This window comes from Streptomyces sp. NPDC059524 (assembly GCF_042749255.1).
Lineage (GTDB): Bacteria > Actinomycetota > Actinomycetes > Streptomycetales > Streptomycetaceae > Streptomyces > Streptomyces xanthii.
On sequence record NZ_JBHYTK010000007.1, the window covers coordinates 9114 to 22421 of the forward strand.

A 13308-nucleotide genomic window follows, 5' to 3' on the forward strand; every position below is an offset into this window, starting at 1 on the left:
CGGTCACCGTCGGCGCGTCCGCGCCGGTCACGGGCGTGGCGGAGCGGGCCGAGCGGCGCGCCCGGGCCCCCCCGCCCCCGCGCGGCGCGCGGCGGCCCGTGCGCCCCCCCCCCCCCCCCCGATGCCCTGCGGGCCGGGAATTGCTATTCCTGGGCCTGCCTCGGGTCGATCGGGATCTCCAGTGCCGGGTTCTCGGCGCGTTCCTCGGCGGTCGACTGGCGCCACACGGTCCCGCAGCAGCGTGCGTACTGGTTCTGCCAGTCCGTCATGAACGCGTCGTAGCTGGTCCGGCCGGTCAGTTTCAGGTCCGACTCGTCGTTGTGCCAGACGCCGTTGCTCGTCCAGTTCGAGGAGCCGGCGAAGACGATTCTGGAATTGGCGTTACCCGCGTAACCGCCGCTGACCATCATGTACTTGTCGTGCGTGTAGTGCAGCGCGTTGCCGTTGGCGTCGATGCCGCGGGTGGTGTCGTGGACGTCGATGTTCGGCCGGTCCTTCAGGTAGGTCTGCACGCTGCTGTCCACCTGGCCGGCGGTGAAGAGTATGCGTATCTTCACTCCGCTCTGCGCCAGTCTCACCAGCTTCTTCGGCAGTTCCAGATAGTTCCGGTCGCCCGGCTTCCCGTGGGAGGTCCACTGGAACATGGCGATGTTGATCGTGGCCGGCGCCTTGACGTTGTTCAGGAAGTCGACCCAGGTGTCGCTCTTGGACCGCGCCTTGGGCCACTGGTAGGAGGGCGGGGACAGTGTCCTGGCGGCCTGGCCGCCGGCGGAGCTGTAGTAGTCGGGCACCAGTGGGCCGGGGCCGCCCCGCGCCCCCTTGGCCATGGCGGTGAAGTAGCGGGCGTAGGAGTTGTACAGGTCGACGTTGCCCTTGACGGTGAAGGCGCTGTTCCACGCGGTCCTGGCCTGGGCGGACGTGGGGTTGGCACTGCTGACAGTCACCGTCCTGTTCGCGTCGCTCCCGCCGCTGAGCATGTAGTACTTCGCGTGCAGGGCGGAGCCGGAGTAGTGGGTCAGGCAGCCGCCCGGACACAGCGCGGCGAAGCTGGAGGCTCGCGGGTCGTTGCCCAGTTCGTCGACCATCGACTGCCAGATCGCGTTGTCGCTGTGATAGTCCATCAGCGCCTTGACGATGACGCCACGCTGGTGTGCGGCGATCAGGGCGTCGGCGAATTCCGGGCCGGGCTGCGTGCTGCCTATCGAATACATGGCGACGCGTATGGTCTGCCCGCAACCGGCGCTGTTGATCGATTCGATGATCGGGCCCATGACGTTCATCTGGGCGTCGGGGTTCTCCGGGTCGTTGAAGCTCGGGCCCGGTCTCGAGGTGAAGGTGCGGGATTCGCAACTGAGCGCAGGCTTGGCCTTCTTGACCGCCGCGTGGGCCGTGGTCGGTGACAGCGCGGTGACGGCCAGCGCGGTGAGGAACGTGAGTGTGCGCTTCATGGCGGGCCTTTCGCTGGGCTGTTGACGCTGACGAGTCTGAGCGTTGCCGTGCGGTTCGATCAACAGTGCGTCGATGCGGTGCCGTCCGTCGGCGTTTGCCCGAAGTCGTTCCAGATGTGACCCACTGCTCGGCACACAGGAGACTCACGAAGGCGGCCTGAAGTTGCGGCAGAGCGAGCACCCGCTCACGTTCCGAGCGAGCGAGCGCGCCCCGCACCTTCACAGGTGCGGGGCGCGCAACACGGTCCGCGGGCGTATGAGGTAGGAAGGCATCCGTGACCGAAGCACCGCAGACCGCCGCCCAGCACGCGTTCATCGCCCTCGCGCCACCCGACGACGCGAAGAACGAGCTGGCCCGCGCCCTGGGGCCGGCCTACGCGGCCTGTCCCGACCTGCGCTGGAACCGCATCGAGGACTGGCACATCACCCTGGCCTTTCTGGGCGAGTTGCCGGTGCGGGTCGTTCAGCGGCTTCGCGGGCCCCTCGCCGACCTGGCGGCCGCGCGGCCCGCTCTCGAACTGTCGCTGGTCGGCGGCGGGCACTTCGACGAGCGGGTGCTGTGGAGCGGCATCGCGGGCGATCTCGGCCCGCTGCACGAGCTGGCCGAGGCGGTGCGGGCGCGGGTCCGGCACTGCGGAGTCTCCTTCGTGGAGCGTCCGCTGCGCCCCCACCTCACCCTGGCCCGAGCCCGGCGCTCCGACACCACGTCCGTCACCGCGGCGGCCGCCTCCCTCGACGGTTTCGCCGGACGCCCTTGGCGGACCGAACGCCTCCATCTGGTCGGGAGCACGGTGCGAGGCCACGCGGGCCCGCGGCGCTATCAGGACATCGACGCCTGGCCTCTCGTCGTCGGTCAGACGTTCCTGGCCTGAGTCCTGCTCGGCCGGACACGACCTGAACCGGGCAGACCGCCACCCGGGTACCGCCCGTCGGCAGAGCGGGTCACTGCAGTCCGAGGCGCCCCGCGATCTCCTCGGTGTGCCGCAGGCGTTCGGGTGCGGCGTCGCCGAGTGCCGTGACCACTCCGGCGACGACTGTCTCGACCACGGCGAGGGTCGGCACGAGGCTGTCGTACGGGGACGGTGTCGTGACCAGGCTGGGCAGTACGACCTCGGCGTGCGCGGAGACCGGGGAAAGCCAGCGGTCGGTGAACAGGATGACCTTCGCACCTTGCTCGAGGGCGATTTCGGCCATCGTGACCTTGTCCTGCTCGTAGCGGCGGTAGTCGAACACGACCAGGACGTCCCGGCGGGTGAGAGCGCTGAGTGTCGCGGTCCGTTCGACGTCGCCCTCGGGCAGGAGCCGGATGTCGCCGCGCAACTGCATGAGGTGCAGTCCGAGGTACTGGGCGAGGAGATGGGTGAAGCGGCCGCCGGCCAGGGTGATGCGGCGTTTGCCGTCGGCCAGGAGTGAGACGGCCTGTTCCAGGTCGTGCGGCGGGAGTTCGGTGAGCGTCTGCGCGACGGCGGAGCTGAACAGGGTGCTGCCCTGTGCGAGCAGGGACGCCTCGCCGCCCGGCGCCGCGTCGGCGCGCGTGTGGTCGGCGGACTCGTACAGGGACAGGGGCGAGGCGTTGCGTTCGTCGAGTTCCTCGCGCAGGGCGGTCTGGAAGTCCGGGAAGCCTCGGTAGCCGAGACGGTTGGCGAAGCGGATGACCGTGGGGGCGCTGACGCCCGCCCGGTCGGCGAGGACCGCGACGGTCTCGAAGCCGGCCGACGGGTAGTTGACCAGGAGGACCCGGGCGACCTTGCGCTCGGCCGGGCTGAGGTCGCCCAGCTTGTGCCGGATCACGTCGGCGAGTGCGCCAGGGGCCATCGCGGGTTCCTCTCTCGGTCGTCGGCGGGCGGGCGGCCCACGTGCCGAGCCTAATGCCGATCACCGCCGCCGCGGTCCCGGCCGCCGCGTCCGGGGACGCCGGGGTGCTCCCGCACCGGGCAACGGCGCGGTGAACCGGTGCGGGAGGGCAGGGGGGCCGGGTCAGGTCGCGCGGCTGTCACCCAGGGCGGCGACGAGGGAGGCGAGCAGGGCGACCCTGGCCGGGACCGAGCTGACGTCGAGCCATTCCTCCGGGGTGTGGTCGGCGCCGCCGACCGGTCCCAGACCGTCGAGTGTCGGGACCCCGGTGCCGGCGAGGGTGTTGGCGTCCCCGACACCGCCCGTCGCCGTGGCACCGAAGGTCAGGCCCAGGCGTCCGCCGATGTCCTGGGCCGTGTCGAGCATCCGGCGGGAGGCGGGCGTGTCCTCCATCGGCGGGCAGGACATGAGTTCCTCGACGCCGACGTGGGTGCCTGGGACGACGGGCCGCGCGGCGGCCCGCCTCAAGGCGCCGGTGGCGGCGCGCATGCCGCTTTCGGTGGCCGAACGGATCTCGACGAGGAGTTCCGCCTCGGGACAGACGATGTTGAAGCGGCTGCCCGCGCGCACGACGCCCACGTTGAGGGTGACGCCCTCCCACATGCCGTTCAGCGCCTGGATCGCGATGACGAGATGGGCGGCGGCCAGGGCCGCGTTCGCTCCGCGTTCGGGTTCGATGCCCGCGTGTGCGGCGCGTCCGGTGACGGTGAGCCGGAAGTCGGCGACCCCCTTGCGCGCGATGACCAGATCGCCGTTCTCCCGGGCGCATTCGAGGGCCAGGGCGAAGTGGACCCCTTCGGCCGCCCGCCGGATGAACGGTCTGCTGGCGGGTGAGCCGATCTCCTCGTCGGGTGTGGCGAGGAAGACGAGTTCGTCGTAGTCCTCGATGCCCGCCCGGGCGAGGATCTCAAGAGCTGCGAGGCCCGCGACCAGACCTCCCTTGTCGTCGCTGACTCCTGGCCCGTGAGCGAGGGATCCGTCGAGGGAGAAGGGGCGTTCGGCGGCGGCTCCGTCGTCGAAGACGGTGTCCATGTGCGCGGCGAGCAGGAGTCGGCGGCCCCCGTCCGCGACCGGGAGGCGGCCTTCCTTGCGGCCGATGAGCAGATCGCCGGTGCGGTGTCCTCGGTGCGGTGGCAGCGCGACACGTTCCACGGAGAAGTCCAGTCGCTCGAGGTGGGCGCGGACCAGGTCCGCCACCCGGTTGACGCCGTCGGCACTGTACGAGCCGGAGTCGATCGCGACGAGTTCGGCCAGGTCCTCGAGGTAACGGGCCTGGTGCGCGCGGGACAGCGACAGCAGAACCTCGTCGAGGGGCTGCTGCCGGGGCGGGGCGCTCACAGGACCTTCGACAGGAAGGCGCGGGTGCGCTCCTGTTCCGGTTCGGCCAGCACCTGCCGGGGGTCACCGGATTCGACGACGACGCCTTCGTCCATGAAGACTGCCAGGTCGCCGACTTCCCGGGCGAAGCCGATCTCGTGCGTGACGACGACCATGGTCATGCCGTCCTCCGCGAGCCTGCGCATGACGTCGAGGACGTCGCCGACGAGTTCAGGGTCGAGCGCCGATGTCGGTTCGTCGAACAGCATCAGTTTCGGTTTCATGGCGAGGGCGCGGGCGATGGCGACGCGCTGCTGCTGGCCGCCCGAGAGCTCGGCCGGGTAGTGGCCCTCCCGGTCGGCGAGCCCGACCTGGTCGAGGAGAGCCCTCGCCTCGTCGCGCGCCTGGCCCCTGGTGACGCCGGCGACCCTGACGGGGGCCTCCATGACGTTCTCCAGAGCGGTCATGTGCGGGAAGAGGTTGAACCGCTGGAAGACCATGCCGATGTCCCGCCTCCGGGCGGCGACCTCGCGCTCCCGCAGTTCGTGGAGGCGGGCGCCCTGCGGCCGGTGGCCGACCGGGTCGCCGTCGACGGAGAGCCGGCCACCGTCGATCCTCTCCAGATGGTTGATGCATCGCAGGAACGTGGACTTGCCGGACCCGGAGGGCCCCAACAGGCAGCACACCTGGCCGCGTTCGACCGTCAGGTCGATGCCCCGGAGAACCTGGAGAGTCCCGAAGTGTTTGCGCACGCCTTCCGAGTGCACCATGGGCGCGGTCACAGGCCCGCCTCCTTCTGTGTACGGCCGCGCAGAGCGGTGAGGGGTCCGGCGCACAGGCGCCGCAGGGGCGATACCTCGGCGCCTCGGGCCGTGCCGCGTCCGTAGCGGCGTTCGAGCCACGCCTGCGGGACGCTCAGGACGCTGACCAGGGCCAGGTACCAGAGCGACGCCACGACGAGCATCGGGATGACCTGGTAGTTCTGCCCGTACACGTCCTGGATGTTGGACATCAGGTCGTGCGCCGCGATCACCGACACGAGGGCGGTCATCTTGAGCATGTTGATCGTCTCGTTGCCCAGCGGCGGAATGATCACGCGCATCGCCTGGGGCAGCACGATCCGCCGCATCGTGAGTGCCGGGCGCATGCCGAGCGAGTGGGCGGCCTCGGTCTGCCCGGGGTCGACGGACCGGATCCCGGCCCGGACGATCTCGGAGGCGTACGCGGCCTCGTTCAGGCCGAGCGCGAGCAGGGCCGCGACGGACGGGGTGAGCAGGGTGTTGGTGTCGGCCTGGAAGAAGGTGACGCCGGTGAACGGGATGCCGATCATCACGTGCTGGTAGAGGGCTCCGGCGTAGCCCCAGAAGATGATCTGCACGAGCGGCGGTGTACCGCGGAAGACCCAGACGAACAGCGATGACAGGCCGTACAGGACCGGGTTGTCGGAGAGCCGCATGACGGCCACGAGTGTGCCGAGGACGAGGCCGAGGGTCATCGCGGCAGCGGTCAGCCACAGCGTGGTGGCCAGACCGTCGAAGATGAGGCCGGCGAACAGGTATTGGCCGACGACGTCCCAGTGCAGGTTCCCGTTCTTCGCGAGCGAGCCGATGAGGCCGGCCAGCGCGGCGACGGCGGCCACCGCGGAGAGGGCACGCCCCCAGTGGCGGACGGGAACGATCTCGAAGGTGTCGGGTGCGGGGGGCTTACTGGTGTGGGGTGTGCCCGCGTGGGTGGTGGTGGTCATCTCTAGTCCACCGCCGCGTTCTTGGTGGCTTCCTTCACGGCGATGGAGGCGACGCCGTACTTGTCGCAGATCCTGCCGAGGGTGCCGTCGTCGATGAGGGCCTGGAGCGCGCGCTGGATCACGTCCGTCAATTGCGGGAGCCGTCTGCTGACGGCGATGCCGTTGGGCGAGGCGCGGTAGCCGGCCGGCGCATCAGGGTCCTCGGCCAGATCGAAGGCCTTGCCGCCGTCGGCGGTCTTCGCCGCCCAGCCGGCGGCGGGTTTGGTGACGACCTCGGCGATCACCTTGCCGGAGCGCAGGGCGAGTTGGGCGTCGGAGTCCTTGGGGAAGGTCTGGATGTCGGCTGCCTTCAGTCCGGCGGACCGGCACCCGGCCTGGTGGGCCTCGAGCAGCTTGTGCTGGTTGGTCGCGGCCTGGACACCGACCTTTCGGCCGCACAGGTCGTCCAGCGTGCTGATCTTCGCCGGGTTGCCCTCGGCGACGAGGATGCCCGATCCGGAGCGCGAGTAGTCGACGAAGTCGACGACCTTCTGCCGCTCCTTGTTGTCGGTCAGCGCGGACATCGCCACGTCGAACTTGCCGGCCTGGAGGGCGGGCACGATGCCGTCGAACTTGGTCGGGGTGAAGGCGAACCTGACGCCGAGCTTGGCTCCCAGGGCTTGGCCGAGGTCGTAGTCCAGGCCGGTCAGTTCGCTCTTTCCCTCGCTGACGAACATGGCGAACGGGGCGTACGGGACGTCCGCGGCCACGCGTACGGCGCCCGCCTTCTTGATCTGCTCGGGGAGCGCTTCGTGCAGGGCCGGGTCCCGCGCGACCGTGACCCCGGTGACCTTGTCCCCGGCGTCGGGCTCGCCACCGCCCGTGTCGCTCGCTCCACAGCCGGAGACCACCGCCAGAGCCGTGCAGACCAGCACGGCAGTCGCCCCACCGCGGGGCGCAGAGATGTACATCAACGTCGTTCCCTCTCGGACGTCCGAAGCGAGCGGAATCCGCTCCACCGACGTTCCAGAAGTTACACATCCACACTTCATATTGCTAGATGTAATAGTCGTTACATGCACGGGTGAGCCCTGGCCGGCTTCGGGCGAACCGACTCACATCGGCATCATCGAGCTCTGCAGACCGGGCAACAGCCAGTCCTGGAAGGGGGCGAGCACGGCCAGCACCAGGAACGCGACGCCGGACACGCGGGCGAGCTGCGGCCCCCGGGACCAGAGCTTCTCCAGGAAGATCAGGGCCGCGACGGCCGCCATCGCCGCGATGTTCATGACGCCGAGCGGGATCAGGACGACCATCAGGGCCCAGCAGCAGCCGAGGCAGTACGCGCCGTGGTGCAGCCCCACCCGCAGGTCACGCAGGCGCGGCCGGTACGAGGCGTACCGCATCAGTTGTGTCATCGGGCTGCGGCAGTGGCGCAGGCAGATGTTCTTGAGCGGGCCCCACTGGTACAGCCCGGCGAGCGCGAAGGCGGCGGCACCGATCCACCGCGCGGCGTCCGGGTCCCGGTCGACCAGGTCGCCGGTGAGCGCGAGGCCCCCGTAGGCGAGGAGGCCGAACGCCGTCCAGACCAGCAGGTAGCCGCAGAGGAACTCGGTGGTGCGCAGCGCCCGTACGGCGCCGCCGGACTGGCGGCCGATGCCCTTGGCCCAGGTCAGTGCGACCGGAGCGACGGAGGGCAGCATCATCGCGGCCATCATGGCCAGCCACAGCAGCAGGAACAGCGGCAGCGCCATCCCCATCGTGCCGGGCTCGATCCCCATGTCCGTGGCCTGGCCCACCGTGAGCACCCAGGCCAGAGCGGCGATGAGGACGATCAGTGTCCAGGCCACGGCGAGGTCCCGGACCGGCAGCAGCACTCCGGACCGCAACGGATCGTCCTTCGTGTCCAGTCGCTGAAAGGCATGCATGACGCACTCCTCTCGGACCCTTCCAGCACAGCACGGATTCCGGGGAAGGCAAGCCGCCGCGAGCACTGGAAGCCCCGGCCGCGGAGGCGCACGATGGAGGGGAGGAAAGGAATCGAATCGACCCGTTCCGGCCGCCGGGGGCCGGACGAACACGGATCATGACCGGGTCCGACGCTCCGCTCCCACGCCCCGCGGCCACGGCTGTATGAGGTGAGAGCGATGACCCCGGCGACAGAGACGGTGCCGGCGTGGCGCCTGGCGGGCGACTGGTTCGACGTGTGCAAGTGCAGTATTCCGTGCCCGTGCTCGTTCGCCCAGCCGCCGACCAGCGGCGACTGCGAAGGCATCCTGGTGTGGCACATCCGCGAGGGTGCCTACGGTGACGTCCGGCTGGACGGCCTGAACATGGTGATGCTCGGTTCCTTCGTCGGCAATGTGTGGGCGGAGCACTCGGACTCGTACGCCGCGTTCATCTTCGACGAGCGGGCCGACGACGGGCAGCGGCAGGCGCTGCAGATGATCTTCAGCGGGCAGGCGGGCAGCTGGCCCGAGCAGCTGGTGACCATGGGCGCGTTCGAGGTGCGGGGCATGGACTTCGCGCCGATCGACGTGGAGATCGACGAGGATCTCGGCACCTGGCGGGCCGTCGTCCCCGGGAAACTCGAAGCCCGCGCCGAGGCGCTCACGGGGCCGACCACCCCTGAAGGCGCCCGTGTGCAGTCGACGAACCTCCCCGGCTGCGAGACCGGCCCCGGCCAGCTCGCCACCTGGGGCCGCGCCGTGACCGACCGGGCCGACGCGTTCGGCTTCGCCTGGGACCGTTCCGGCAAGTCCAGCAAGACGATCACCTTCGACTGGTCGGGACCCACCTGAGCGCACTGGCGTAGCGTGACCCCGAAGACTTCCCACGGAGACTGCCGAGGCCACGATGAGCGAACCGACCAAGCCCCAGGTCACCGTTCCGGAGGGCGACGCCCCCACCGAGCTGACCGTGCGGGACCTGGTCGTCGGGGACGGCCCCGAGGTGAAGCCGGGCATGGTGGTCCGCGTCCACTACGTCGGGGTCACCTTCGCCACGGGCAAGGAGTTCGACGCCTCCTGGGACCGGGGCGAGCCCTTCAAGTTCGCCCTGGGCAGCGGCCGGGTCATCAAGGGCTGGGACCGCGGCGTGAAGGGCATGAGGCTCGGCGGCCGCCGCGAGATCATCGTCCCCCCACGCCTCGGCTACGGCAAGCAGTCCCCCTCTCCCCTGATCCCGCCGGGCTCGACCCTGGTGTTCGTGGTGGACCTGGTCGATGTGTACTCGGGAACGGCGGGGTGGAGCAAGGCCGGCTGACCCTGCCCGACGGCCGCACCGCGGCGGAACCGGACCCTACGCGCCGGTGTGGGTGTGCGCGGCCCACAGGGTCGGGGTGTGCGGATAGCGGGCACGCTGGCTCCGGACGGCGTGGTGCAGGGCTTGCGGAGTGCGGTGCGCCTGCGGCGGGACCGTTCCTCCGTCGGTGAGGTGGGTGTAGAAGTCCCGTGCGAGGTCGGCGGCCGGGCGATCGGTGACCTGCCACAGCGTGCCGATCACATGCCGGTAGCCGGCCAGTTGGAAGGCACCGGTGATGTGGAGCGACTCGTCCACGAGCAACGGCGACGTGACGCTGGTGTAGCAGGCGGACAGGTAGGCGAGGTCGGCGTTCAGTCCCAGCGCGCCGATGTCCCTGATCGTCAGGGGTTCCGTTTCGTAGTCGCTCAGCAGCAGGCAGCTCTGGGCGGGGTCGGCCCATCCGCTGGACCCGTGGCAGGCGAAGTGCGCGATGCGGTACTCGGGGAGCGCCCGCAGGACCACGTCGCGGGTGGTGGGAGTGAGCACCTGGGCGTCCGCGACGAGGGCGGAGATGTCGGTGGTCTCCTCGGGAACGGCCGGAAGGGGGGCGGCGCCGGGAATCTCCGCGACGGGGACGATGACCGCGGCCCTGCCACCGGTCTCCGGCTGTCGGGCGAGGGCGCGGATCGTGGTGGTGTACGAGGAGACGACGCGGTCCATGACGGCTCGGGGTGCGGCCGTCCGCTCGGGGTCGTCGACGTGATACCCGGCGGCGTGCAGGGGGAGGTAGGCCAGGAATCCGACGGGGCACCAGCGCACCCGCGGCCAGTCCTCCCCGGGGCCGGGCTTGGCGACGTGCCCCAGGTGGGTCAGCACCGGTTCCGTGATGGTGTCCCACATCCAGGCCAGGACGGAGAAGATCTCCTGCTGGGCCCGGACCCGCTCGACCGGGTCCAGTTCCGGGTCGTTGGCGGCGTTGACCGCGGCGAACATCCGGTTCGTGTATTCCATCGCCGTGTCCTGGGTCAGCGAGGTGAGCGGCAGTACTTCGACGGGCTGCCCGGCGCTCTCGGGGAGGATCAACGCGTCGCACCGCAAGGCACCCACGACGACGAACACGACCCTCGCACCCTGCGCGTCGTGGACCAGTTCCTCGATACCGGGGGCCTGGAAGAAGCCGCTGAATCCCGGCAGGCCTCGGATCCGGTCGAGGAGGCGTCGCCATTCCTCGTACGCGTCGCGGCGGTCCTCGGCCAGTTGCCGCCGCGCCTCCCAGACCGTCGCCGGTGGGCCCTCCTGGTCGGGGAGAGGCACGGACGCCGTGGGGGCGTCCGGCACGCCGAGCCGGACGCGCAGTCGTTCGAGTTCGTCGGCGAGGTGCGGAGCGTACCCACGCAGCCGGACCATGTCGGGGCCGCGCGCGCTGTGGGCGTCCGCGGCCAGGACTCCACGGGTGCGCTCCAGGAGTTCCACGGCACGCTCGGGCCGGCCGGCGGCGAGCGCGGCGGCCACCGCCTCCGCGGCCAGACCGGGCAGCCGGCCGATCCGGTGCTCACGGTCGGAGCGCGCCAGATCGCTGGGCAGCACGGCGGTCAGGAGTTCGACGGCCTCCTCGATGGCCCGCAGCGCCGCGTCCGGCGTCCCCCGGGCGATGGCCGCCTGGGCGAACCGGCGGTGGGCCATGTAGCGGAGAAACGCCTCACCGGTCGCGCCGGCCCCGGCCTCACCGAAGTATCGGCAGGCCTCGTGCAGGGCCTCGACGGACCCGGTGCGGTCGTACAGGTCGTTCAGCGCGGCACCGAGGCTGTACAGGTGCATGGCTCGCTTGGGCTGGTCGAGCGGGCTGACCGCGACGGCCATACGTCCCTTCTCGATGGACTCCTCCAGCACGTCGACACGGCCGTTGCGCTGGAACAGCCTCAGCAGCGAGTTGCTGAGGTTGGCGTAATTGTCCGGGCGGTTGGGATGGTCGAGGGGGCTGTCCGCCACTGATCTGCGCCCGGTCTCGATCGCCTCCACCAGCACGTCGACACGGTCCGTGCGCTCGAACAGCAGCCGCTGTGCGACACCGAGGCTGGCGAGGAGGTCGGCGCGACCCCGATGACCGGAGGGAATGACGGCGAGCATCTGGCGGCCCGTCTCGATGGCCTCCTCCAGCGCCTCGTCGCTTCCCGTGCGGTCGAACAGCCTCAGGTACGCGCAGTGCAGGAGGTTCAGCACGACGACTCCCTGACGGCTGTTGTGCGCTGTCCCGCGAAGCGCCTGGCGACCGCCGTCGATCGCCTCCTCCAGCAAGGCCGTCTGCCCCGTGCGCTCGAACATGCGCACAAGGGCCATGCCGAGGTTGGCCACGACTCCGGCGCGTTTCGGGTCGCCGGGGGCGACCGCGGTGAGCGCCTGCCGCGCGGCCCCGATGGACTCCTCCAGGACCTCGACACGGCCCGTGCACTCGTACTGACGCCGCAGCGCGGGCGCCAGGTTGGCGGACAGAGCCGCCCGGTACGGGCTGCCGTCAGGGGCTGCCGCCATGGCCCGGCGCCCGGTCGCGATGCCCTCCTCCAGCGCTTCGATCCGGCCCGTGCTTTCGAACCGTGCCAGCAGCGCCGTGGCGAGATTTCCCAGATACTGCGGCCGGTCGGGGTCGGCTTCGGCCGCGGCGGCCACCGCGAGGCGTCCGGTCTCGATCGCCTCGTCGAGGACTTCGGGCCGCCCCGTGCTCTCGAACAGGCTGCGCAGGGTCATCCCGTGGTTGCTCGCGACTCCGGCTCGGCGCGGGTCGTCGCGCGGGACCGTGGCCAGAGCACGGCGCCCTTCCTCGACTGCCTCCTCCAGAGCCGCCATGTCGCCGGTACGTTCGTGCACGCCCAGCAGGGCGAGCGCCAGAATATCCGACACGGCGCCCCGATGGGGATGGTCGTCGGGCGTGACGGCCAGGGCGGCACGAGCCGCTCCGACGGCCTCCTCCAGGACATCGGCGCGGCCGGTGCGCTGATGCTCCACCATCAGGTCCACCGCGCGGTTCGCCAACTCCTCGGTCCGTCCCGGGCGTTGCGCCCGGGACCTGTCGAACATGGTGCGGAACCAGCCACCTGCCACGGTCGTCATGCCCCCGTCTCCGAATACCGATGGACTCTGGTTCTGCTCCGTCCCGCGTGGATCTACTCTCGGATCGGCGAACAGTACGACGGAGCGTCACCTGCCGTGCCTCCACGGCGCGTTCGGCATCTTCGGCTCCCGGGGGACAGTGAGGAAGACATGGACGCGATGACACGTGAGCGCGTGGGGTCGTTGTGCGACCAGCTCAGCCGATGGCCGTCGCTGCGGACGACAGTCCGGGACGGCGGGGGCGAGGCCGAGCTCCGCGATCTGCTCGGACAGCTCGCGAGCGACGCGGATCCCGACGAGGGGCTCGTGAGGACGCTGCTGGACGCGGTCGAGCGCGCCTGCGCCCGGCAGGGCCTGGCGGGTCTCACCAGCCGGAGCGGCATCGGGCCTGTGGACATGACGAGCTTGCCGCCGGGGCTGGCCGATGTCCGTGGTGTCGTGGGCTGGACGTGCCCGCTCGGGCGCTGCGACCGGGTGGTCACTCCGGACGAGACCGCCCAGGCGCCCACCTGCGCGGGGGGGGCGGCGGTCGCGCGCGGCGGCCGGGGGCGGGCCCCCCCACACGCCCGGGCGCCGGTCTAACAGAGCCCGCGCGGCCCCGCGCCGCAAAGGCCGCCA

The 13308-nt window shown here is 70.8% G+C and carries 12 protein-coding genes; 4 read left to right on the forward strand and 8 right to left on the reverse strand.

The features are described 5' to 3' along the window. Positions 1 to 143: 143 nt before the first annotated feature. Complete coding sequence (locus ACFW9D_RS03135; RefSeq protein WP_384617105.1) at positions 144 to 1448, reverse strand: phosphatidylserine/phosphatidylglycerophosphate/cardiolipin synthase family protein; 1305 nt, start codon at positions 1446 to 1448, stop codon at positions 144 to 146. Between the two features lie 275 nt (positions 1449 to 1723). Between ACFW9D_RS03135 and thpR the strand changes: the two genes are divergently transcribed. After that, the gene (thpR, locus tag ACFW9D_RS03140; protein WP_384617107.1) at positions 1724 to 2320 is read left to right on the forward strand and encodes an RNA 2',3'-cyclic phosphodiesterase; all 597 of its coding nucleotides are present in this window, start codon (positions 1724 to 1726) and stop codon (positions 2318 to 2320) included. Between the two features lie 70 nt (positions 2321 to 2390). Here thpR and ACFW9D_RS03145 read toward each other — a convergent pair whose 3' ends face one another. The 6 genes from ACFW9D_RS03145 to ACFW9D_RS03170 form a co-directional block, all read right to left on the reverse strand. After that, complete coding sequence (locus tag ACFW9D_RS03145; RefSeq protein WP_384617110.1) at positions 2391 to 3263, reverse strand: MurR/RpiR family transcriptional regulator; 873 nt, start codon at positions 3261 to 3263, stop codon at positions 2391 to 2393. A gap of 162 nt (positions 3264 to 3425) precedes the next feature. Beyond that, the gene (locus ACFW9D_RS03150; RefSeq protein WP_384617113.1) at positions 3426 to 4640 is read right to left on the reverse strand and encodes a M20 family metallopeptidase; all 1215 of its coding nucleotides are present in this window, start codon (positions 4638 to 4640) and stop codon (positions 3426 to 3428) included. Continuing rightward, on the reverse strand, positions 4637 to 5389 hold the full coding sequence (locus ACFW9D_RS03155; RefSeq protein ID WP_384617271.1) for an amino acid ABC transporter ATP-binding protein: 753 nt from the start codon (positions 5387 to 5389) through the stop codon (positions 4637 to 4639). The genes ACFW9D_RS03150 and ACFW9D_RS03155 overlap by 4 nt, the downstream gene beginning before the upstream one ends. A gap of 8 nt (positions 5390 to 5397) precedes the next feature. Further along, positions 5398 to 6363: an amino acid ABC transporter permease gene (locus tag ACFW9D_RS03160; protein WP_384617116.1), complete on the reverse strand. Its 966-nt coding sequence runs from the start codon at positions 6361 to 6363 to the stop codon at positions 5398 to 5400. A 2-nt stretch (positions 6364 to 6365) separates the two neighbouring features. Further along, positions 6366 to 7313 carry an ABC transporter substrate-binding protein gene (locus tag ACFW9D_RS03165; protein WP_384617119.1) on the reverse strand — a complete coding sequence of 316 codons (948 nt, stop codon included), beginning with the start codon at positions 7311 to 7313 and terminating at the stop codon, positions 6366 to 6368. 144 nt (positions 7314 to 7457) lie between these two features. Further along, positions 7458 to 8270, reverse strand: a complete 813-nt coding sequence (locus ACFW9D_RS03170; protein ID WP_188335308.1) for a DUF2182 domain-containing protein — start codon at positions 8268 to 8270, stop codon at positions 7458 to 7460. Between the two features lie 219 nt (positions 8271 to 8489). Here ACFW9D_RS03170 and ACFW9D_RS03175 point away from each other — a divergent pair, with 219 nt between their 5' ends. Both ACFW9D_RS03175 and ACFW9D_RS03180 read left to right on the forward strand, forming a co-directional pair. After that, positions 8490 to 9143: a DUF1326 domain-containing protein gene (locus tag ACFW9D_RS03175; protein ID WP_384617122.1), complete on the forward strand. Its 654-nt coding sequence runs from the start codon at positions 8490 to 8492 to the stop codon at positions 9141 to 9143. 55 nt (positions 9144 to 9198) lie between these two features. Beyond that, the gene (locus tag ACFW9D_RS03180) at positions 9199 to 9606 is read left to right on the forward strand and encodes an FKBP-type peptidyl-prolyl cis-trans isomerase (protein WP_384617125.1); all 408 of its coding nucleotides are present in this window, start codon (positions 9199 to 9201) and stop codon (positions 9604 to 9606) included. 36 nt (positions 9607 to 9642) lie between these two features. Here ACFW9D_RS03180 and ACFW9D_RS03185 read toward each other — a convergent pair whose 3' ends face one another. Beyond that, positions 9643 to 12690 carry a CHAT domain-containing protein gene (locus ACFW9D_RS03185; RefSeq protein ID WP_384617128.1) on the reverse strand — a complete coding sequence of 1016 codons (3048 nt, stop codon included), beginning with the start codon at positions 12688 to 12690 and terminating at the stop codon, positions 9643 to 9645. Between the two features lie 159 nt (positions 12691 to 12849). On the opposite strand from ACFW9D_RS03185, the gene ACFW9D_RS03190 reads away from it, so the two are divergent. After that, the gene (locus ACFW9D_RS03190; RefSeq protein ID WP_384617131.1) at positions 12850 to 13272 is read left to right on the forward strand and encodes a hypothetical protein; all 423 of its coding nucleotides are present in this window, start codon (positions 12850 to 12852) and stop codon (positions 13270 to 13272) included. Positions 13273 to 13308: the final 36 nt, after the last annotated feature.

What these genes read in the sequence shown, in the direction of transcription:
- ACFW9D_RS03135 (WP_384617105.1), bottom strand. Translation starts at nt 1,448, where the DNA reads ATGAAGCGCACACTCACGTTCCTCACCGCGCTGGCCGTCACCGCGCTG.
- ACFW9D_RS03145 (WP_384617110.1), bottom strand. Translation starts at nt 3,263, where the DNA reads ATGGCCCCTGGCGCACTCGCCGACGTGATCCGGCACAAGCTGGGCGAC.
- ACFW9D_RS03155 (WP_384617271.1), bottom strand. Translation starts at nt 5,389, where the DNA reads ATGGTGCACTCGGAAGGCGTGCGCAAACACTTCGGGACTCTCCAGGTT.
- ACFW9D_RS03160 (WP_384617116.1), bottom strand. Translation starts at nt 6,363, where the DNA reads ATGACCACCACCACCCACGCGGGCACACCCCACACCAGTAAGCCCCCC.
- ACFW9D_RS03165 (WP_384617119.1), bottom strand. Translation starts at nt 7,313, where the DNA reads ATGTACATCTCTGCGCCCCGCGGTGGGGCGACTGCCGTGCTGGTCTGC.
- ACFW9D_RS03170 (WP_188335308.1), bottom strand. Translation starts at nt 8,270, where the DNA reads ATGCATGCCTTTCAGCGACTGGACACGAAGGACGATCCGTTGCGGTCC.
- ACFW9D_RS03175 (WP_384617122.1), top strand. Translation starts at nt 8,490, where the DNA reads ATGACCCCGGCGACAGAGACGGTGCCGGCGTGGCGCCTGGCGGGCGAC.
- ACFW9D_RS03180 (WP_384617125.1), top strand. Translation starts at nt 9,199, where the DNA reads ATGAGCGAACCGACCAAGCCCCAGGTCACCGTTCCGGAGGGCGACGCC.
- ACFW9D_RS03185 (WP_384617128.1), bottom strand. Translation starts at nt 12,690, where the DNA reads ATGACGACCGTGGCAGGTGGCTGGTTCCGCACCATGTTCGACAGGTCC.
- ACFW9D_RS03190 (WP_384617131.1), top strand. Translation starts at nt 12,850, where the DNA reads ATGACACGTGAGCGCGTGGGGTCGTTGTGCGACCAGCTCAGCCGATGG.